We start from the raw sequence: 17,888 nt of genomic DNA, 5'->3' as shown, positions 1-17,888 counted from the left end.
ACGATCCGCGAGCCCCGGCGGCACCGTCAACGGTGACCTAAGCAACTGCTTAGGTCACCGTTGACTTTGACCCCCGCCGGGCAGAGATTCTGCCGGACTACGGAGGTGCGACATGCAGGTGCCGGCACCGTTCGAGTACGAGCGAGCCACCAGTGTGGACCATGCGATCAGCCTGCTGGAGCGGTTGGGCGGGACAGCCCGCCTGATCGCCGGCGGGCACAGCCTGTTGCCGATGATGAAGCTCCGGCTGGCCAACTTCGACTATCTGATCGACATCAACGACCTGCACGGCGAGTTGGGCTACGTCGAGGCGGGCCCCGATGAGGTCCGCATCGGTGCGCTGACCCGGCATCGGGAGCTCCTCGAATCCCCCGTGCTGGCGACGGCGTTCCCGATCTTCGCCGACGCCGAACGGGTGATCGCCGACCCGGTGGTGCGCAACCGGGGCACGCTGGGCGGCTCGCTGTGCCAGGCCGACCCGTCCGAGGACCTGTCGGCGGTCTGCACGACGCTGGACGCGCGGTGCGTGATCCGTGGCCCGGGCGGCACGGAGCGGGTCGTGTCGATGGAGGAGTTCCACGTCGGGCCGTACGAGACGGCCGTCGCCGACGACGAGATCCTGGTCGAGATCCGGCTACCGGTACGGCCCGGCTGTGGCAGCGCGTACGCCAAGGTCGAGCGCCGGGCCGGCGACTGGGCCGTGGTGTCGGCCGGCGCGGCGGTGTGGCTCGACGGCGGCGCGATCGTCGACGCCCGGGTCGGGCTCGCGGCGGTCGGCCCCAACACCACCGGCATCCCGGCGATCTCGGCGACGCTGCGCGGGCAGGAACCCTCGGAGAGCCTCTACGAGCAGGCCGGGGCGATCGCCGCGGACAGTTGCGACCCGGTGACCGACCAGCGCGGCAGCGCGGACTACAAGCGGCATCTGGCCGCCGAGCTGACCCGGCGGACCCTGCGCCGGGCCGTCGAACGGGCGAGGAGCTGAGCATGCAGGTCACCATGACCGTCAACGACGTCGAGGTCACCCGGGAGATCGAGGGCCGGCTGCTGCTGGTGCACTTCCTGCGCGACGTGCTGGGTCTGACCGGCACGCACTGGGGCTGCGACACCAGCAACTGCGGCACCTGCGTGGTCTGGCTCGACGGCGAGCCGGTGAAGTCGTGCACTGTGCTCGCCGCGATGGCCGGCGGCCATCAGGTGCGTACCGTCGAGGGCCTCGCCAAGGGCGCCGAGCTGGACCCGATCCAGCAGGGGTTCATGCAGTGCCACGGTCTGCAGTGCGGTTTCTGCACCCCGGGGATGATGATGACCGCGCGGGCGCTGCTCGACCGCAACCCCGACCCGAGCGAGACGGAGATCCGGGAGGCGATCTCGGGTCAGATCTGTCGGTGCACGGGTTACGCCACCATCGTGCGCTCGGTCCGCTGGGCCGCCGTGGCGGAGGCGCAGGCTGCGGCCCAGGTCACCGAGACCACCGAATCGTCCGAGGCTGGCGAGATCGACAACGCCGGCCAACCCGCGGAGGCCGTCGCATGACCACTGTGCACGAGCGCGTGGACACGTTCCACGACAACGACCAGAAGCCCGTCGGGTACGGCCGGATGCTGCGCAAGGAGGACCCGCGCTTCCTGCGTGGGCGCGGCCGGTACGTCGACGACGTCCAACTGCCCGGCATGCTGCACCTCGCTATCCTCCGGTCGCCGGTGGCGCACGCCCGGATCGTCAGCATCGACACCAGTGCCGCCGAGGCGTCGCCCGGGGTGAGGGCTGTGGTGACCGGTGCGATGCTGGCGCAGCAGAACCTGGCCTGGATGCCGACGCTCTCCAACGACGTGCAGGCCGTGCTCGCCACCGACAAGGTGCGCTTCCAGGGCCAGGAGGTGGCGTTCGTCGTCGCCGACGACCGCTACGCGGCACGTGACGCGCTGGAGCTGATCGACGTCGAGTACGACGTCCTCGACCCGGTGATCGACGCGCGCCGGGCGTTGGAGTCGGACGCACCGCTGATCCGCGACGATCTGGACGGCAAGACGAACAACCACTGCTTCGACTGGGAGACCGGCGACGAGGCGGCCACCGAAGCGGTCTTCGCCCGCGCGGACGTCGTGGTCAGCCAGGATCTCGTCTACCCCCGGGTGCACCCGGCGCCGATGGAGACGTGTGGGGCGGTCGCCGACTACGACGCGGTCGACGGCAAGCTGCGACTCTGGTCGACCACCCAGGCCCCGCACGCGCACCGCACCCTCTACGCCATCGTGGCGGGCCTGCCCGAGCACAAGATCCAGGTGATCTCGCCGGACATCGGCGGCGGGTTCGGCAACAAGGTGCCGATCTACCCCGGGTACGTCTGCGCGATCGTCGCCTCGATCGTGACCGGCAAGCCGGTGAAGTGGATGGAGGACCGCTCGGAGAACCTGATCAGCACCGGTTTCGCTCGCGACTACATCATGCGCGGGGAGATCGCCGCTACCCGCGATGGCCGGATCCTCGGCATCCGCACCAACGTGCTGGCCGACCACGGAGCGTTCAACGGCACCGCCGCCCCGGTGAAGTACCCGGCGGGCTTCTTCGGGGTCTTCACCGGCAGCTACGACATCGAGGCCGCATACTGCAAGATGACAGCGGTCTACACCAACAAGGCACCCGGTGGCGTCGCGTACGCCTGCTCGTTCCGGATCACCGAGGCGGTCTACCTGGTCGAGCGGATCGTCGACTGCCTCGCCGACGAACTCGGCATGGACCCGGCCGAGCTGCGGTTGAAGAACTTCATCCAGCCGGAGCAGTTCCCGTACACGACGAAGACCGGCTGGGTGTACGACTCGGGCAACTACGAGCCGACGATGCGGCTGGCGATGGAGATGGCCGGCTACGACGAGCTGCGCCGCGAGCAGGCCGAGAAACGCGCCCGGGGCGAGCTGATGGGCATCGGCATCGCGTTCTTCACCGAGGCCGTCGGCGCCGGGCCGCGCAAGGACATGGACATCCTCGGGCTGGGCATGGCCGACGGCTGCGAGCTGCGCGTCCACCCGACCGGGAAGGCAGTGGTACGCCTCAGCGTGCAGTCGCAGGGTCAGGGCCACGAGACGACGTTCGCGCAGATCGTCGCCGAGGAGATCGGGATCCCACCGGCGGACATCGAGGTGCTGCACGGCGACACCGACAACACCCCGTTCGGCCTCGGCACGTACGGCAGCCGTTCGACGCCCGTCTCGGGCGCGGCGGCGGCCCTGGTGGCCCGGAAGGTTCGCGACAAGGCCCGGATCATCGCCTCGGGGATGCTCGAGGTGTCGGTCGCCGACCTGGAGTGGGAGAAGGGCGCGTTCCACGTTGCCGGTGACCCGGGCAGGTCCGTCACGATCCAGGACATCGCCCTGCGCGCGCACGGTGCGGGTGACCTGCCCGAGGGCATCGAGGGTGGCCTGGAGGCGCAGATCTGCTACAACCCGTCGAACCTGACCTATCCGCACGGCGCGTACATCTGCGTGGTGGACATCGACCCCGGCACCGCGCAGGTGAAGGTCCGACGGTTCATCGCTGTCGACGACTGCGGCACCCGGATCAACCCGATGATCATCGAGGGGCAGGTGCACGGCGGCCTGACCGACGGGGTCGGCATGGCGCTGATGGAGATGATCGCGTTCGACGAGGACGGCAACTGCCTCGGCGCGTCCCTGATGGACTACCTGATCCCGACGTCCCTCGAAGTGCCCGACTGGGAGACCGGTTTCACCGTCACGCCGTCGCCGCACCACCCGATCGGCGCGAAGGGCGTGGGCGAGTCCGCCACCGTGGGGTCGCCGCCCGCGATCGTCAACGCGGTCATCGACGCCCTGAAGCCCTTCGGCGTCCGCCACGCCGACATGCCACTGACGCCGTCGCGGGTCTGGGACGCGATGCGCGGCCAGGCCCGGCCGCCGATCTGAGGAGCCGAGGATGACCACCATCGCCGAACGCGCCCGGGAGCTGACCGACACCCGGGAGCCGTTCGTCCACGCCACAGTGGTCCGCGCGCAGGATCCGACGTCGGCGCGGCCGGGCGACGACGCGGTGATCCGGTCCGACGGCTCGATCGAGGGCTTCGTGGGCGGCGTGTGCGCGGAGAGTTCGGTGCGGGCGGCAGCCCTCGACGCCCTGCGCGACGGCACCGCCCTGCTGCTGCGGGTGCTGCCGGAGGGCGCGACCCCGTTCCCGGAGACGCCGGGGGCTCGGGTGGTGGTGAACCCGTGCCACTCCGGTGGGGCGATCGAGGTCTTCCTCCGGCCGATGCTGCCGGCGCCGGCGCTGCGCGTGGTCGGTGACACCCCGATCAGCGCCGCCGTGACGACACTGGCCGCGTTCCTCGACTTCGACGTCGTCACCGCCGACGACAGCACCGGCTGCACCGCTGTGGTGGTGGCCGGGTTGGGCAAGGGCGAGCCGGCGGCGATCCGGGCCGCGCTCGACGCCGGCGTCGGGTTCATCGCGTTGGTCGCCAGTGGTAGACGCGGCGTGGCCCTGCTCGACGAGCTGGGCCTCACCGACGCGGAACGCGCCCGCGTCCACACCCCGGCCGGGCTGGAGATCGGCGCGCGTACACCAGCGGAGATCGCCCTGGCGATCATGGGTGAGGTGGTCCGGGCCATCCGGGTGGACGGGTCGGCCCCGGCCTCCGGAGCGCCGGCCGCCCGACCTCAGCAGGCTGTCGACCCGGTGTGTGGGATGACGGTGCTGGTCGGGGCAGAGACGCCGCACACGCGCGTCGACGGGCAGGACTTCTGGTTCTGCTGCGCCGGTTGCCTCGCGAGCTTCACGGCGGCGTGACAGGTGTTCCTGACCGGCGTGGTGCTCGCCGCTGGAGCCTCGGTGCGGCTCGGCGAGGCCAAGCAACTGCTCCCGTACCGGGGGCGGACGCTGCTCGACGCCACAGTCGACCTGGCCCGCTCGTGCGGCTTCGACCAGTTGCTCGTCACACTGGGCGGCGCGGCGGGCGACATCCGCGACCGGGTGGACCTGACCGGCTGCCAGGTCGTGCAGAACCCGGCGTTCAGCACCGGCTGCGGGTCGTCGGTGCGCACCGCCGCGCGTGCGGTGGACCCGCGCGCCGACGCCCTCGTGCTGCTCCTCGGTGACCAGCCCGGCGTCCGCGCCGCGGACGTCCGCCGGGTCGCCGCGGCCGGCACCCCGCTGGCCGTGTGCCGGTACGCGGACGGCCTGGGCCATCCCTTCCGCTTCGGCCGCGAGGTCCTGCCCGAGTTGTACGACCTGCACGGCGACAAGGCCGTCTGGAAGCTGCTGCACTCCGGCCGCCACCCGGTGACCGAGGTGCCCGTCGACGGGCCGGTGCCGATCGACGTCGACACCCGGGCCGACTACGAGCGCCTGCTGGCGGGCGAGGCATGAGGGACGCCCTGGCCGTGCGGCACCGCCTCGACGCCGTCGACTACCTGGTCGACGACGGCATGGCGATGGCCCTGTTCCTGGCCCTGCGCCTCGGCCGGCCGCTGCTGCTGGAGGGCGAGCCGGGGGTCGGCAAGACCGCCGCCGCGAAGGCGTTGGCCCGCGCGCTGGAGACACCGCTGATCCGGTTGCAGTGCTATGAGGGGCTCACCGCGGGCGAGGCGCTCTACGAGTGGAACTATCAGCGGCAACTGCTGGCGATCCGGCTCGCCGAGGCGCACCACAGCCGGCTCACCGACGCGGACCTGTTCAGCGCCGAGTACCTCCAGGAACGGCCGATCCTGCGGGCCGTACGCCACCAGGGGCCGGTCCCGCCGGTGCTGCTGATCGACGAGATCGACCGGGCCGACGACGAGTTCGAGGCGCTGCTGTTCGAGTTCCTCGGCGAGGCCGGCATCACGATCCCCGAACTCGGCACCTTCACCGCCCGGACGCCACCGGTCGTGGTGCTCACCTCCAACCGCAGCCGGGAGTTGCACGACGCGCTGCGCCGCCGCTGCCTCTACCACTGGATCGACTTTCCCGAACCGGCCCGCGCCGTGGAGATCGTCCGCCGGGCCGTACCGGGCGCGGCCGGGCCGCTGATCCAGACGGCAGTGCAGTTCGTCGGCGGCGTACGCCACCGGGAGTTGGAGAAGGCGCCCGGCATGGCGGAGACCATCGACTGGGTGGGCGCGCTGTCCGTGCTGGGTGTCACCGACCTGGCCGCCGACGGTGTCGCGCAGACCATCGGCACCATCGCCAAGACCCCCGACGACCGCGCCGTGGTCGCCGCCGCGCTCGGCGCCTACCAGGAGAGCCCACCATGAAGATCACCAACGAGTTCGCGGTCACCGTCCCGATCGACCGGGCCTGGGCGGTGCTCACCGACCTGGAAGGGCTCGCGCCGTGCCTGCCGGGCGCCCAGCTGACCGACGTCGACGGCGACGTCTACCAGGGCCGGGTGCGGGTCAAGGTCGGACCGGTCGTCTCGGAGTTCGCGGGCACCGCCCGCTTCGTCGAGAAGGACGACGCCGCCTACCGCGGGGTGATCGACGCGAAGGGCCGCGACGCCCGCTCGACGGGGAACGCGTCCGCGCTGGTCACCGCCCACCTGCGGCCGGACGGCGACCGGACGCTGGTCAGTGTGGACACCGACCTGAAGATCTCCGGCAAGCTGGCCCAGTTCGGCAGCGGCATGATCAAGGAGGTGTCGGGCAAGCTGCTGGCCCAGTTCGTCGCGAACCTGGAGGCCAAGCTCGCCGCCGAACCACCGGCCCCGCATCCGCACGCCCAACCCGTGGCGGCCACGCCCACCGTGCCGCCCGCGCCCACCCCGGCGGCGTCCTCGTCAACCCCGGCGGCGTCCACCGCGCCGATCGAGCCGACTCCGGCCGCGTCCGCCACGGCGGTCGCCACCACGCCCAGCACCGCCGCCGTGGCACCCTCACCCGTCGAGCCGTCACCGGTCGGGCCGTCACCCGCCGGCCCGTCGCCGGTCTCGTCACGGCCAGGTTCGCCGCCGCCGGACGCGTCGTCGCCGGTCGCGTCGTCGGGCATCGCGCCGTCGGCCGTCGGGCCGTCGGGCGATGCCGTACGTGTCGCGCCAACCGCCGAGCCGGAGGCGCTCGACCTGCTCAGCATCGCCGGCGGGTCGGTCACCAAGCGTCTCGTACCGGTGGTCGTCGGTCTGGTCGCGGTCGGCGCGGTGATCGCCTGGCTGGTCGCGCGCCGGTGAGCCAGGGCGTGCTGCGCGGCGTCGACCGAGCCGCGTTCGCGGTGGCTCTCGCCAGCCGGCTGCGCCGGGCCGGGGTTCCGGCCGGGCTGACCGCCGTCGACGACTTCGTCCGTGCGCTCGCCGCCAGCCCGCCCGACTCGATGTCGTCGCTCTACTGGACCGCCCGGATCAGCCTGGTGCGACGGCACACCGACGTGCCCGCGTTCGACCGGGTCTTCGCGGCGGTCTTCGCGGACCCACCACCGTTGCCCCGACCGCAGCGGTCCGCGCCCCCGGCCGACAGTTCCGACGACGTGTACGTCCGGGTGCCGGCCGACACCGACGACGCGGGGCCGGGCGGCGGCCTGCCCTGGGCGACACTGCCGCCGGTGGTCGCCGAGACCCCCGAGCACGACACCCCGCTGCGACTGCCCGAGCGGCGCCCGAGCGCCCACACGGGGCTCGCCGACCGTCCGTTCGACGAACTCGACGCGGCTCAGGTCACGCAACTCGGCGACGCCCTGCGCGCGGCCGTAGCCGGCTGGCCGACCCGACGCACCCGGCGGCACACCGTCGGCCCGGCCGGCGCCCGGATCGCGTTGCGGGCCACCATCGCCCGGTCCCGGCGTACCGGCTGGGAGCCGATAGAGGTCGTCCGGGCGCGCCCGGTACGGCGGCCACGCCGGGTCGTGCTGCTCTGTGACGTCAGCGAGTCGATGCGGGCGCAGGCCACCGCGTACCTGCATCTGATGCGGGCGTTCGCGGTGGTCGCCGACGCGGAGGTGTTCGCGTTCGCCACGACGCTGACCCGGCTCACAGTGGTGCTCCGGCACACCTCGGCGGCAGAGGCGGTCGCACAGGCCAGCGCCGCCGTGACCGACCGGTACGGGGGCACCCGGATCGCCACCAACCTGCGCGCCCTGCTCACCTCCCACCACGCGGACGCCGTACGCGGGGCAGTGGTGGTGATCGGGTCGGACGGGTGGGACAGCGACCCGCCCGACGACCTGGCAGCGGTGATGGCCCGTCTGAGCCGCCGCGCGTACCGGATCCTCTGGTTGAATCCCCGCGCCGGCGCGCCCGGCTTCGCCCCTCGCGTCGGCGGGATGGCCGCCGCACTCCCCTACTGCGACCGGATGCTGCCGGCCGGCACCTTCCAGGACCTGCTTGTCGTCGCCCGTCAGCTCCAGAGCGTCACGTGCACCGACGGCCGGAAATGGCCGACGCTGACGCCCGCGCCGCGCATCATCGCCTGAATCGCCCTCGGCGTCGACGAGAAGCGCGACAGCTCCTCGGCGGCCGACATCGAGCCGGGGGTGGCGAGCACCTGCGCATGCCACACCGCCTCCATCGTCGCGTGCGGCCCCAGCACCTGCCCGAGCTGGCCCTGACGGATGTCCGGCGCGACGGTGAACGCGAGGGCCGGCGCCACCCCCCTGCCCCGCTTGGCCTCCCCCAGCGCGGCCGCGTGGCTCTGGAACAACTGCTGCCGCTCGTCCGGCACGGCGAGCCGGCGCAGCAGCGCCGGGACCGCGCCCCACTCGGTGGCGGCCGACGGCCCGAGCAGCCAGGTCTGTTCCCGCAGCTGCCCCGGTGACGCCGCCATGCCGGCCAGTGGATGCTCCGGACCGACGGCGATCACGAGCCGGTAGTTCATCACCGGCCGGCAGTCGATCGCGCTGTCGACGACCGACGGTTGCGGCCCGATCGCGATGTCCGCGGCGCGGGTCAACAGCAGCGACTCGAACGCCCCCGGGTTGCGCACGCTCAACTCGACGTCGAGGTCGGCGGCGCGCTTCGCGAAGAGTTCGATCAGGCCCGGCGCGGCGAACTCCGCGAACAGGCTCGACGCCGCGACCCGCAGCATCCGTCGGCCGCGCGTCGCGGCGCTGACCTCCAGGATGGTGCGGTCCTGCAGGCCCAGCAGTTCCGCCGCCCGACTGGCCAGCCGCAGCCCACCCGCTGTGAACGCGAGGCCCGCCGCCGTCCGGGCGAAGAGCTTGTCGCCGAACTCCTTGCGCAGTTGGGCGATGTGCAGCGACACCGCCGACTCGGAGACCTGAAGCTCCGCGGCGGCCTGTTTGACCGAGCCCAGCCGGACCACGGCGACGTACGCGCGCAGCTGTGTCGGGGTCATCGGCCCTCTCCCCGGCGATCCGTGGCTCGGCTCGGCGTCGAGACGAACGTCGATCATCCCGCGCTGGCCCGCGCCACCGCCAGCACCCGATCAGTCGGTGGTGACCGCCTGGTTTCCGGACACGCAGTACACGTCGCCGGAGTTCGCGGCGTGCGGCAGGTCGTGCAGGTGCGTCGCCAGGTCGGTCGCGGACGTCCACCGTTGGAAGGCCATCGACTTGTCGTCGCCCACCGCGATGTCGAAGCCGTCGAAACCCAGCGCGGTCAGGCGATCGAGACACCGGTCGGCGACCGCACGCGCGATGGTGGTGAACTCGAACGACAGCGCGGGCAGCGGGCGGGTCAGGCCGGCCAGCACCTCGTCCTCGAAGCCCTCAACGTCGATCTTGGTGAAGGCCGGCACGCCGTACGTCTCGATCAGCGCGTCGACGGTGACCACCGCCACCTCGATGTCGGTGTCCCACACCTGGCCCTCCCACCCGCCCGCGCCCTCGGCCGCGAGGACGAAATCCGGTGAGGCGGTGGACACTGTGGGGTTGGCGGAGTTGACGTGCAACCGGGTACGCCCGGGGAGCGCGCCACACGCCGCGTCGATCACCGTCACCTGGTCGTCGTCGGCGTAGATCGCCCGCAGGGCGCGCAGACACAACGGCTGCGGTTCCACAGCGACGACCCGGGCACCGAGGCGACGGAAGCTGGCGATGTGATCGCCCACGTGGGAGCCGATGTCGAAGACGAGGTCCCCGCCGTTGACGAAGCGGGAGTAGAAGGCGTCCATCCTCGCGTCCCGCTCGGGATCGCCGTAGTAGACGTCCAGCGACCGGTGCAGCAGGGACAGGGCCGGGTCGCTCCGGAGCGCGGCGATCCTGGTGGCGGTGCTAGCCGTCATCTGTCTGGGTCCAGTCCGTGAGAGAGGTGGCCGGGTCACGGCCCGAAGGCGGTCAGGAACCGGTCCCGGAAGGCGTCCATCCGCCAGACCGGCGCCTGCGGCCCGGGCTTCAGCCCGTCCTGCCAGCCCCACCCGGAGATCCGGTCCAGCACGGCCCGGTCCCGGGTGATGATCGAGATCGGCACGTCGTGGCTGGCGTTCTCGCCGGTGACGACCGCGGCGGGCTGGTGGTCACCGAGGACGATGAACACAAGGTCGTCGTCTCCGTAGGTCCGCACGTAGGAGATGAGCGCGCCGAGGGTGTACTCGATGGACTTCCGGTAGTCCGCCCGGATCTGGGCGGTGTTGCGGCGCTTGTCGTCCGACCTGCCCGCGCCGGCACCACGGTAGACCGCGCCGTCGCCGACGTCGGCCCAGTCGAGCAGCGGCGGGACGGGCGTCCAGGGCGCGTGACTCGACACCAACGCCAGCTCGGTCATCACGTTGCCGTCGCGCTTCGCCTGCTCCAGGCGCTGCCAGCTGGCCAGGGTGTACTGGTCGGGCGGGGTGCCGAAGCTGAACTTCGGGCCTCGGTACGCGAGCGTCCTGGCGTCGTAGAACCGGTCGTAGCCGAAGAAGGAGCCCTCCGGCCACGGCTTGGTGACGGCGGGCATCACGCCCACGGTCTGCCAGTTCGCGCGTTGGAAGGCGCGGTTGAGGGTCATTCGGTCACTGGCCAGCAGGGTGCGGTGGCGCTGATCGTTGTCGATCCAGAGTCCGGAGAGCAGTGTGTCGTGCGCGAGCCAACTGCCGCCACCGAAGGTCGGCGAGGTGAGGAAGCCGCTCTGCGCGGCGAAACCCGTCGCGCTCAGCTGACTGGTGCCGCGGTCGAGGACCGCACCTACCCACGGCGCGAACTCCGGGTCCTCGACGGCGTCCCGGCCGTAGCTCTCCACGAAGGCGACGACCACGTTCTTGCCGCGCAGCGCGGTCAGTAGCTGGTCGCCCGGGGTGTCGCCGAACGTGTCGGCCTCGATCAGGGCGCCGAACGTCTCGCGGTCGTCGAGGCGCAGGCGCACCTGGAAGCCGTGACCGTTGGCCAGGGTGGTCGCGGACGTATCGGCGACCGGTACGCCCTCGACCACCCGCACGTTGAACGCAGCGCAGGCCACCCAGACGACCACCAGCGCGGCAACGACCCGGGTGGTCCCGGTGCGGTGCCGGACCACCACCCCCCGCAGTCGCCGCATCGACAGCGTGACAAGTGTCGGCAGGACCACGACCACCACCGCCAGGGTGACCGCGGCACCGATGGCGGCCGGCCGGCCGTACGACTCGCTGAGGAAGGCGAATCCCTCGTCGAGGAGCGCCCAGTCGAGCACCGGGTCGAACGCCCGGCTCAGCGATGCGGTGAATCCCAGGTCGAGCAGCTTCAACAGGCCGAGCAGGCCGAGAGCCACGCCGGCCAGCGTCGCGACCATCCGGCTGCCACGAGACGGTAGGGCGAGCAGGAGGGCCACGACCAGTAGCGCCTCCAGGGGGATCCGCGCGAACGCCGCCGGGTTGAGCCGGCCGTAGTCGTACGGCACGGTGAGGACGAGCAGCACGAGCAGTGCGGCCAGCACGGTCGTCAGCCGGGCGGCGATGGAGCGTTTCGGCTGCTCCTCGACGTCGGCGCCGTCGGCGGTGCCGTCCGAGACCTCTACCTCCATGGCCCTCCGTCCCTGGCTCGGCAGCCGACGTACGCGCGTCAAGAGCGACAACCCGGGCATCCTTCCATGATCTTTATTGGTCGCGGCGTCCGGGAGGCTCAGACGCGAGCGGTCCCGCGTCGGGCGACGGTGACCGTGGGACGGTCCGACCAGGGCAGCCCGTCCGGCCGGCCCGAGCCCAGCGCCGTCGCGGCGCTCGGGGCACTGTGGCTCGCCGAGTTGCCCGCGTGGACCGTCGCGGCCGGGGTGGCGTGGGTGACGGCGCGGCGGCGGTGCCGGGTCGTCCAGAGCCAGGTCACGTCCCGCCCGAACGACTCGACCAGCAGCGCCACCGACACCACCAGCACCATTGTCGTCAGCGGCGCGGGCAGCACGTCGGCCATCGCCACCGTCAACACGACGCCCTGGATCGCGGCGACGACCTTGCTCCAGTAACGCGGCGGCGCGGATCCCCGCATCCACTCCAACACCCAGGTCGCGGCGCCGTAGAGGTAGCGCATCGCGCCGATCACGAGCACCCAGCCACCCACCGCGGGGGCCACGTGCAGGCAGAGCACCAGAACCAGGACGGAGTCGATCTCCATGTCGAAGCGCGCGCCGAGCTCGCTGGTGGTTCCGGTACGGCGGGCCGTGTACCCGTCGACAGCGTCGAGGGCCAACGCCACGCTGGTGAGGACGACCATCAGGGTGACCGGCGCCGACCGGCCGAACGAGTCGGCGGCCAGGGCCGTCACGCCGCCGACGAGGATCGCCCGACTCAGTGTCACCCGGTCGGCCGGGCTGAGCGCACCCGCGCCCGAGCGGGACATCCCGCGGCTCAGCAGGGCGCACAGGACCACCCCGTACGCCAGCCCCGCCAGCCAGCCCGCCGCGCCCAGACCGACCGTCTCCGCCAGCAGGGCCAGCAGGCCGATCTGCACGAGCAGTCCGATGACCGGACCAGTTCGAACCGTTGACATCGTGCCTCCGCGACTCTGGTGGGTGACCCTGACCGTCATCACGGAAAATATGACCGATCGGTTCATTCTGAACGCGACCCGCAGGGGTCCCACACAGAGACCTGCCCCTCGGCCGGCCGGTTAATCGTCCACCGTGGGTGCGGGTCGACAGCCGGTCCGTCGGTCAGGGCGCCGGCCGGGTCAGCACCTCGGCACCGTCGTCGGTGATCGCGATGGTGTGCTCGCTGTGCGCCGTCCGGCAACCCGTCGCGCTACGGAGGGTCCAGCCGTCGGCATCGGTGACCAGCGTGGCGGTGTCCGCCATCACCCAGGGCTCCAGCGCCAGCAGCAGCCCCGGGCGTAGCCGGTAACCGCGACCGGGGCGCCCGGTGTTGGAGACGTGCGGGTCCTGGTGCATCGTCGATCCGACGCCGTGACCGCCGAACTCCGTGTTGACCGAGTATCCCGCCGCCGTGAGAACCGAGCCGATCGCGTGGGAGATGTCACCGATGGGAACGCCGGGGCCGGCGGCGGCGATCCCCGCCTGCAACGCGCGCTCGGTCGCGTCGATCAGCGCGACGCTCTCCGGGGGCCGCACGTCGCCCACGATGAAGCTGATGGCCGAGTCCGCGACGACTCCACGGTGGGAGACGGCGAGGTCGAGCGAGAGCAGGTCCCCGTCGGCGAGTGGGTAGTCATACGGCAACCCGTGCAGTACGGCGTCATTCACCGACGTGCAGATGTAGTGGCCGAACGGCCCACGCCCGAAGGACGGCTCATAGTCGACGTAGCAGGACTGCGCCCCGGCCTCGGTGATCATGGCCTGCGCCCACCGGTCGATGTCCAGGAGGTTGGTGCCGACCACGCAGCGGCTCTTCAGCGTCTGCAGGATGCTGGCGACCAACGCGCCGGTGTCCTTCGCTCGCAGCACGTCGGTGGGGCTCAGGATCTCGATCATGCAGCGCCTTCCTCTGGCAACCAATAAGTATCCCGGCCATATTATCCCGGTACTAGAATCGGGGCATGGTCAGGTTGCCGCTCACTCCCGAAGAGCTCGAACGCGGACAGCGCCTCGGCGCGCTCCTGCGTCGGGCCCGTGGAGAGCGTTCGATGCTCCTCACCGCGCTGGACGCGGGCGTCTCGCCAGAAACCCTTCGAAAGATCGAGTCCGGCCGGATAGCCACCCCGGCCTTCCCGACCATCGCGGCGATCGCCGACGTCCTCGGACTCTCCCTCGACGCCGTCTGGTCGGAGATCAACACGTCGGACGGCAGCACCGAACTCCCCCGGCCGACACGCGGCGCCCGCGAGCGGTTGGCCTCCTAGCGCGCTGCGGTCGAGCCGGTTGACGCCGCCTCGGTCAGAACCCGAATGCACTGCGGGCTGTCCCGGCGCTGCCGGCAACGCGCTTCCCACGATAGTTAACCTAACAGTGATTCTTCCCGATCGGCATCGGGCAGACGCCCGACTGCGCAGGTCAACGACGGTGGCTAAGTTCGCCCAATGCCCACCAACATGATCAGTGCGGAGTCCGCGGGTACCTGGACGCTCGGCGACCTGAGCGTCAATCGGATCGGATTCGGCGCAATGCGCCTGACGGGTAACGGCAGCGCGGCGAGCGACCGCGCGCGGGTCATCGGACTGCTACGCCAAGCGGTCGACCTCGGTGTTAACCACATCGACACGGCGGCGTTCTACTTCTCGCCACTCCGGTCCGCCAACGAATTGATCAACACTGCACTGTCGTCGTACGCCGATGACGTGGTCATCACCACGAAGGTCGGACCGGGCCGCGACCCCTCGGGAGAGTGGCTGCCGCTGGCCCGGCCGGATGAGCTGCGTGGACAGGTCGAGGAGAACCTGCGCCAACTCGGCCGCGACCATCTGGATGTCGTGAACCTGCGCCAGCACGGACTGGAGTCGGTGGCGGAGCACTTCGGCGCGCTGGCCGAGCTCCGTGACGCCGGACTCATCCGGCATCTCGGCCTCTCCAACATCCGTCCGCAACACCTCGCGCAGGCGCAGGCGATCGCCCCGGTGGTCTGCGTGCAGAACACGTACGGTGTCGACACCCGACGTACGCAGGATCAGCTCGTGCGTACCTGCGGCGACCAGAGCGTCGCATTCGTGCCGTTCTTCGCGATCGCCGGCGACCGACGTGAGGCCGGCGGCGTGGCCGCCAACACGGCAGTAGAGGCCATCGCGCGCACGCACGGCGCGACGCCCGCACAGGTACGGATCGCATGGACCCTCAGCCGCGGCCCTCACCTGCTGGCCATCCCCGGTACCGGCAACCCCGATCACCTGGTCGAGAACCTGGCCGCCGGGGCGCTGGTCCTGTCGCCGGACGAGTTGGCCAGCCTCGAGTAGCGGCCCCGGCAGGATGCAGCCCCGCCCACGACCCGACGGGAGGCCCGTCACTGTGCAGGCAGCGACAACGCCCGTTCCCACCCCTCCGCGCGACACCTCGTGGCTCGTTGCCCGAGGACTCATCCCCGATCACGGCCCTCGGCGCGTCCTGGCCTTCGCGACCTTCGTCAACATGCTCGGAAGTGGCATCTTCATGGCCAGCGCCGTGCTCTTCTTCACCCGATCCGTCGGGCTTCCCCTTGCGCAGGTCGCTCTGGGGATGGGCATCGCAGCGCTCGTCGGGATGCTCGCCGGGGTTCCGGTGGGGCATCTCGCCGATCGTCGAGGCCCACGCGAGATCTATCTGCTGACCCTGGTCATCCGAGCCGCCACCATGGCCGCTCTGGCCTTCGTGCACACGTTCTGGCCGTTCGTCGTCCTGGTCTGCCTGACCCAGCTCGCGCACTCAGCCGGCGGGGCGTCTCGCGGTCCGCTGGTGCGTGGCTTCGGCGGCACCAACCTTGGCCAGTATCGGGCCTATCTACGGTCGGTCGCCAACCTCGCGGGATGTTGCGGCGCCCTCGCCGCCGGCGCCGCAGTACAACTGGACACCCGCGCGGCCTACCTGGCCCTGGTCGTGGGCAACGCCGTCAGCTTCGTGGCCTGCGCCGCCATCATCACTCGGCTGCCCTCGCTGCCGCCCGTACCAGCGCCCCAGCTGACCGGGCGCTGGATCGCACTGAAGGACAGGCCCTTTCTGGCAGTCACCGTGCTCGACGCCATCCTGGGGATACAGGGCCAGGTACTGGTCTTCGCGCTGCCAGTGTGGATCATCTCGCAGACCGACGCGCCACGCTGGTTCGTCGGGGTGGCCGTGCTGGTCAACACCGCCCTCGTGGCGACGCTGCAAGTCAGAGCGAGCCGGGGAGTCGACTCCAGCTCAGCGGCAGGTCGGGCGATGCGCCGCTCCGGGTTGGCGTTCCTGATCGGGATGGCCCTGATCTCCGCCACGTCGGCGATGCCCGGATGGGTAGCCGTCACGGTGATCACGCTGGGGGTCGCCGCACACACCGTCGGCGAGCTGTGGCACGCGGCGGGCTCACTCGAGTTGCAGTTCCGGCTCGCCCCCGCGCACGCGCAGGGGCAGTACATGGGAATCTCAGGACTTGGCACGGGCCTGGCCAACGTCGCCGCCCCTTCCATCCTGGGCCTGCTCTGCATCGCCTGGGGCGCCCCCGGCTGGCTGCTGATGGGCGGCATCTTCGTAGCGGTCGGGCTCGCCGCCCCGGCGGTCGTCCGATGGGGCGAGCGAACGCGCCCGGACTCAGCGGAGGCCACCTAGCCTCGTGACACGACGAGAGCTGGTCCCGGTCGACGGACGACCGGGACCAGCGGGTGGTGCGCTCAGGAGGCGGCGATGCCCTCCATGCCGATGCCGTCGGCGAACGTGGGCAGACCCTCCACAGTGGTGACGAGATTCAGGGACCCGTCCTCGTGCACCTTGTAGCCCTGCACGTTGCCAGCGGTGGCGTTCTGCACGTACAGGAAGCCGTCGCTGGTGGTCATGTCGATCGACCCACCGTTGGTGTCGGCGGCGACGTTCTTGACGAGTTCCAGCTTGCCGTCGTCGTCGACCCGGTAGGAACTGATGGTGGAGCTGCCGGCGTTGGCGACGAAGAAGTAGTCGCCGACACGCTGGATCCAGCACGTCGCCTGCTGCCCGTTGGGCACCGACGGGCCGACCTGGTCGAGCGCGCCGTCGTCCTCCAGCTCGAACCGGCTGACCGCGTTCGCGCCCGACTCGGTGACCAGCAACGAGTCATCGGTGTCGAAGGTGAAGCCGAACGGGGCGTTGCCCGCGTCGCTGACGACGGGGTTGCGGGACAGCTTGCCGTTGCGACCGATCTCGTAGCTGAACATGACGTTGGCGGCCTTCGTCGACACCAGGACGAACTCGCTGTCCGGGTCGATCTTGACCTGGGCCGGGGCGGTCCCGAACGCGGGCGGGTTGCCGTTGTGCAGCCCGAGCGACCGGTTGGCGTCCTCGATCCGTGACAGGCGCCCCTTAAGCAGCTCGAAGCCCTGCACCGAGCCCTCGCCGCCGGCGTTGAGGACGTAGACGAGGTCGCCACGGGCCGCGACGCTGACCGGCAGCAGACCGCCGGACCAGATGACCTGGAGCTTGTGCAGCCTGGTGCCCTCGACACGGAAGACCGTCACCGTGTTGCTGCCGGCGTTCACGGCGAACAGCAGTCCGCGGTGGTAGGTCAGGGAGCCCTGCGAGGCCAGCGCGTCGAGCGGCGCGCCGATGGTGAAGCCGCCCAGCCCTCCGGTCTCGTACTCGCCCGCCTTGGTGAGACGGCCGTCCTCGTCGCGGTCGTACACCTTGATGGTGTTGCCCTCGGCCTTGTTGGTCTGGACGAAGACAGCGCCCTCGACGCCGTCGTGGTGATCACCCCCCTTGCGGTCGTCGTGGTACCCGGGGCCACCGCCATCGGCGAAGGCGGCCCCGGGGATCGATCCGATGCTGGTCAGACCTGCGAGGAGGGCTGCCGCGAGCGCGACACTGCGCTTCATCACTGACTCCTTGTGCACCCGAAGGGAGGAATACGAGTTTTCCTCTCCTTCGAAAGCTATCGGAGCAGCTAGGCGGGTTGGTCGCAGTTACCCTAAAGCGGTAATTCCATTGCGATTTGCGAAATGACGAGACGAACGGGCGACTGTGGCGCTCGTCCGCCACAGCGCACGGGGCC

Annotated in this window: 16 protein-coding genes and 1 pseudogene; 11 read left to right on the top strand and 6 right to left on the bottom strand. The window is 71.0% G+C overall.

The window, feature by feature from the left end; genetic code table 11:
- The first annotated feature begins 112 nt into the window (after positions 1-112).
- From ABZU43_RS12120 to ABZU43_RS12085, 8 genes are read left to right on the top strand one after another with little or no spacing between them, the layout of a single operon-like run.
- On the top strand, positions 113-985 hold the full coding sequence (locus tag ABZU43_RS12120; protein ID WP_355006548.1) for a xanthine dehydrogenase family protein subunit M: 873 nt from the start codon (positions 113-115) through the stop codon (positions 983-985).
- A 2-nt stretch (positions 986-987) separates the two neighbouring features.
- A complete protein-coding gene (locus tag ABZU43_RS12115) occupies positions 988-1,536 on the top strand; it encodes a (2Fe-2S)-binding protein (protein WP_355006547.1) in 549 nt (182 codons plus the stop codon).
- The gene (locus ABZU43_RS12110; protein ID WP_355006546.1) at positions 1,533-3,923 is read left to right on the top strand and encodes an aerobic carbon-monoxide dehydrogenase large subunit; all 2,391 of its coding nucleotides are present in this window, start codon (positions 1,533-1,535) and stop codon (positions 3,921-3,923) included. The genes ABZU43_RS12115 and ABZU43_RS12110 overlap by 4 nt, the downstream gene beginning before the upstream one ends.
- Positions 3,924-3,933: 10 nt before the next feature.
- A complete protein-coding gene (locus ABZU43_RS12105) occupies positions 3,934-4,800 on the top strand; it encodes an XdhC family protein (protein ID WP_355006545.1) in 867 nt (288 codons plus the stop codon).
- 3 nt (positions 4,801-4,803) lie between these two features.
- Positions 4,804-5,379 (top strand): nucleotidyltransferase family protein, encoded by a 576-nt coding sequence (locus ABZU43_RS12100; RefSeq protein ID WP_355006544.1) that lies wholly within the window; start codon positions 4,804-4,806, stop codon positions 5,377-5,379.
- Positions 5,376-6,245, top strand: coding sequence for a MoxR family ATPase (locus tag ABZU43_RS12095; protein WP_355006543.1), 870 nt, complete (start codon positions 5,376-5,378; stop codon positions 6,243-6,245). The genes ABZU43_RS12100 and ABZU43_RS12095 overlap by 4 nt, the downstream gene beginning before the upstream one ends.
- Positions 6,242-7,153 (top strand): SRPBCC domain-containing protein, encoded by a 912-nt coding sequence (locus tag ABZU43_RS12090; RefSeq protein ID WP_355006542.1) that lies wholly within the window; start codon positions 6,242-6,244, stop codon positions 7,151-7,153. Before ABZU43_RS12095 ends, ABZU43_RS12090 begins: the two co-directional genes overlap by 4 nt.
- Positions 7,150-8,388, top strand: coding sequence for a VWA domain-containing protein (locus tag ABZU43_RS12085; protein WP_355006541.1), 1,239 nt, complete (start codon positions 7,150-7,152; stop codon positions 8,386-8,388). Before ABZU43_RS12090 ends, ABZU43_RS12085 begins: the two co-directional genes overlap by 4 nt.
- Here ABZU43_RS12085 and ABZU43_RS12080 read toward each other — a convergent pair.
- The 5 genes and pseudogenes from ABZU43_RS12080 to map form a co-directional block, all read right to left on the bottom strand.
- Positions 8,313-9,269, bottom strand: coding sequence for a LysR family transcriptional regulator (locus ABZU43_RS12080; protein WP_355006540.1), 957 nt, complete (start codon positions 9,267-9,269; stop codon positions 8,313-8,315). The two genes, ABZU43_RS12085 and ABZU43_RS12080, sit on opposite strands and share 76 nt — an antisense overlap.
- Positions 9,270-9,359: 90 nt before the next feature.
- Positions 9,360-10,157: an FkbM family methyltransferase gene (locus ABZU43_RS12075; protein WP_355006539.1), complete on the bottom strand. Its 798-nt coding sequence runs from the start codon at positions 10,155-10,157 to the stop codon at positions 9,360-9,362.
- 35 nt (positions 10,158-10,192) lie between these two features.
- Positions 10,193-11,848 (bottom strand): sulfatase-like hydrolase/transferase, encoded by a 1,656-nt coding sequence (locus tag ABZU43_RS12070; RefSeq protein ID WP_355006538.1) that lies wholly within the window; start codon positions 11,846-11,848, stop codon positions 10,193-10,195.
- A 284-nt stretch (positions 11,849-12,132) separates the two neighbouring features.
- Positions 12,133-12,807 (bottom strand): annotated as a pseudogene (locus ABZU43_RS12065) (CDP-alcohol phosphatidyltransferase family protein); the annotation flags it as partial.
- Positions 12,808-12,970: 163 nt separating this feature from the next.
- Complete coding sequence (map, locus tag ABZU43_RS12060; protein ID WP_355006537.1) at positions 12,971-13,744, bottom strand: type I methionyl aminopeptidase; 774 nt, start codon at positions 13,742-13,744, stop codon at positions 12,971-12,973.
- Positions 13,745-13,809: 65 nt separating this feature from the next.
- Between map and ABZU43_RS12055 the strand changes: the two genes are divergently transcribed.
- The 3 genes from ABZU43_RS12055 (at position 13,810) to ABZU43_RS12045 (ending at position 16,477) form a co-directional block, all read left to right on the top strand.
- The gene (locus ABZU43_RS12055) at positions 13,810-14,112 is read left to right on the top strand and encodes a helix-turn-helix transcriptional regulator (protein ID WP_355006536.1); all 303 of its coding nucleotides are present in this window, start codon (positions 13,810-13,812) and stop codon (positions 14,110-14,112) included.
- Positions 14,113-14,289: 177 nt separating this feature from the next.
- Positions 14,290-15,156 carry an aldo/keto reductase gene (locus tag ABZU43_RS12050; protein ID WP_355006535.1) on the top strand — a complete coding sequence of 289 codons (867 nt, stop codon included), beginning with the start codon at positions 14,290-14,292 and terminating at the stop codon, positions 15,154-15,156.
- Between the two features lie 52 nt (positions 15,157-15,208).
- Positions 15,209-16,477 (top strand): MFS transporter, encoded by a 1,269-nt coding sequence (locus tag ABZU43_RS12045; protein ID WP_355006534.1) that lies wholly within the window; start codon positions 15,209-15,211, stop codon positions 16,475-16,477.
- Positions 16,478-16,539: 62 nt separating this feature from the next.
- On the opposite strand, the gene ABZU43_RS12040 is transcribed toward ABZU43_RS12045, so the two are convergent.
- Complete coding sequence (locus ABZU43_RS12040; RefSeq protein ID WP_355006533.1) at positions 16,540-17,712, bottom strand: beta-propeller fold lactonase family protein; 1,173 nt, start codon at positions 17,710-17,712, stop codon at positions 16,540-16,542.
- Positions 17,713-17,888 lie beyond the last annotated feature (176 nt).

The organism is Micromonospora sp. NPDC005205 (genome assembly GCF_040608275.1).
GTDB lineage: Bacteria > Actinomycetota > Actinomycetes > Mycobacteriales > Micromonosporaceae > Micromonospora.
The sequence above is the reverse complement of the archived record's forward strand: the minus strand, read 5'-3'. Positions and strand labels throughout refer to the sequence as shown.

Bases quoted from the DNA above. Each gene is read 5' to 3' on its own strand.
- ABZU43_RS12105 (WP_355006545.1), top strand. From the start codon at position 3,934: ATGACCACCATCGCCGAACGCGCCCGGGAGCTGACCGACACCCGGGAG.
- ABZU43_RS12050 (WP_355006535.1), top strand. From the start codon at position 14,290: ATGCCCACCAACATGATCAGTGCGGAGTCCGCGGGTACCTGGACGCTC.
- ABZU43_RS12055 (WP_355006536.1), top strand. From the start codon at position 13,810: ATGGTCAGGTTGCCGCTCACTCCCGAAGAGCTCGAACGCGGACAGCGC.
- ABZU43_RS12110 (WP_355006546.1), top strand. From the start codon at position 1,533: ATGACCACTGTGCACGAGCGCGTGGACACGTTCCACGACAACGACCAG.
- ABZU43_RS12070 (WP_355006538.1), bottom strand. From the start codon at position 11,848: ATGGAGGTAGAGGTCTCGGACGGCACCGCCGACGGCGCCGACGTCGAG.
- ABZU43_RS12080 (WP_355006540.1), bottom strand. From the start codon at position 9,269: ATGACCCCGACACAGCTGCGCGCGTACGTCGCCGTGGTCCGGCTGGGC.
- ABZU43_RS12120 (WP_355006548.1), top strand. From the start codon at position 113: ATGCAGGTGCCGGCACCGTTCGAGTACGAGCGAGCCACCAGTGTGGAC.
- ABZU43_RS12075 (WP_355006539.1), bottom strand. From the start codon at position 10,157: ATGACGGCTAGCACCGCCACCAGGATCGCCGCGCTCCGGAGCGACCCG.
- ABZU43_RS12040 (WP_355006533.1), bottom strand. From the start codon at position 17,712: ATGAAGCGCAGTGTCGCGCTCGCGGCAGCCCTCCTCGCAGGTCTGACC.
- ABZU43_RS12095 (WP_355006543.1), top strand. From the start codon at position 5,376: ATGAGGGACGCCCTGGCCGTGCGGCACCGCCTCGACGCCGTCGACTAC.
- ABZU43_RS12115 (WP_355006547.1), top strand. From the start codon at position 988: ATGCAGGTCACCATGACCGTCAACGACGTCGAGGTCACCCGGGAGATC.
- ABZU43_RS12090 (WP_355006542.1), top strand. From the start codon at position 6,242: ATGAAGATCACCAACGAGTTCGCGGTCACCGTCCCGATCGACCGGGCC.
- map (WP_355006537.1), bottom strand. From the start codon at position 13,744: ATGATCGAGATCCTGAGCCCCACCGACGTGCTGCGAGCGAAGGACACC.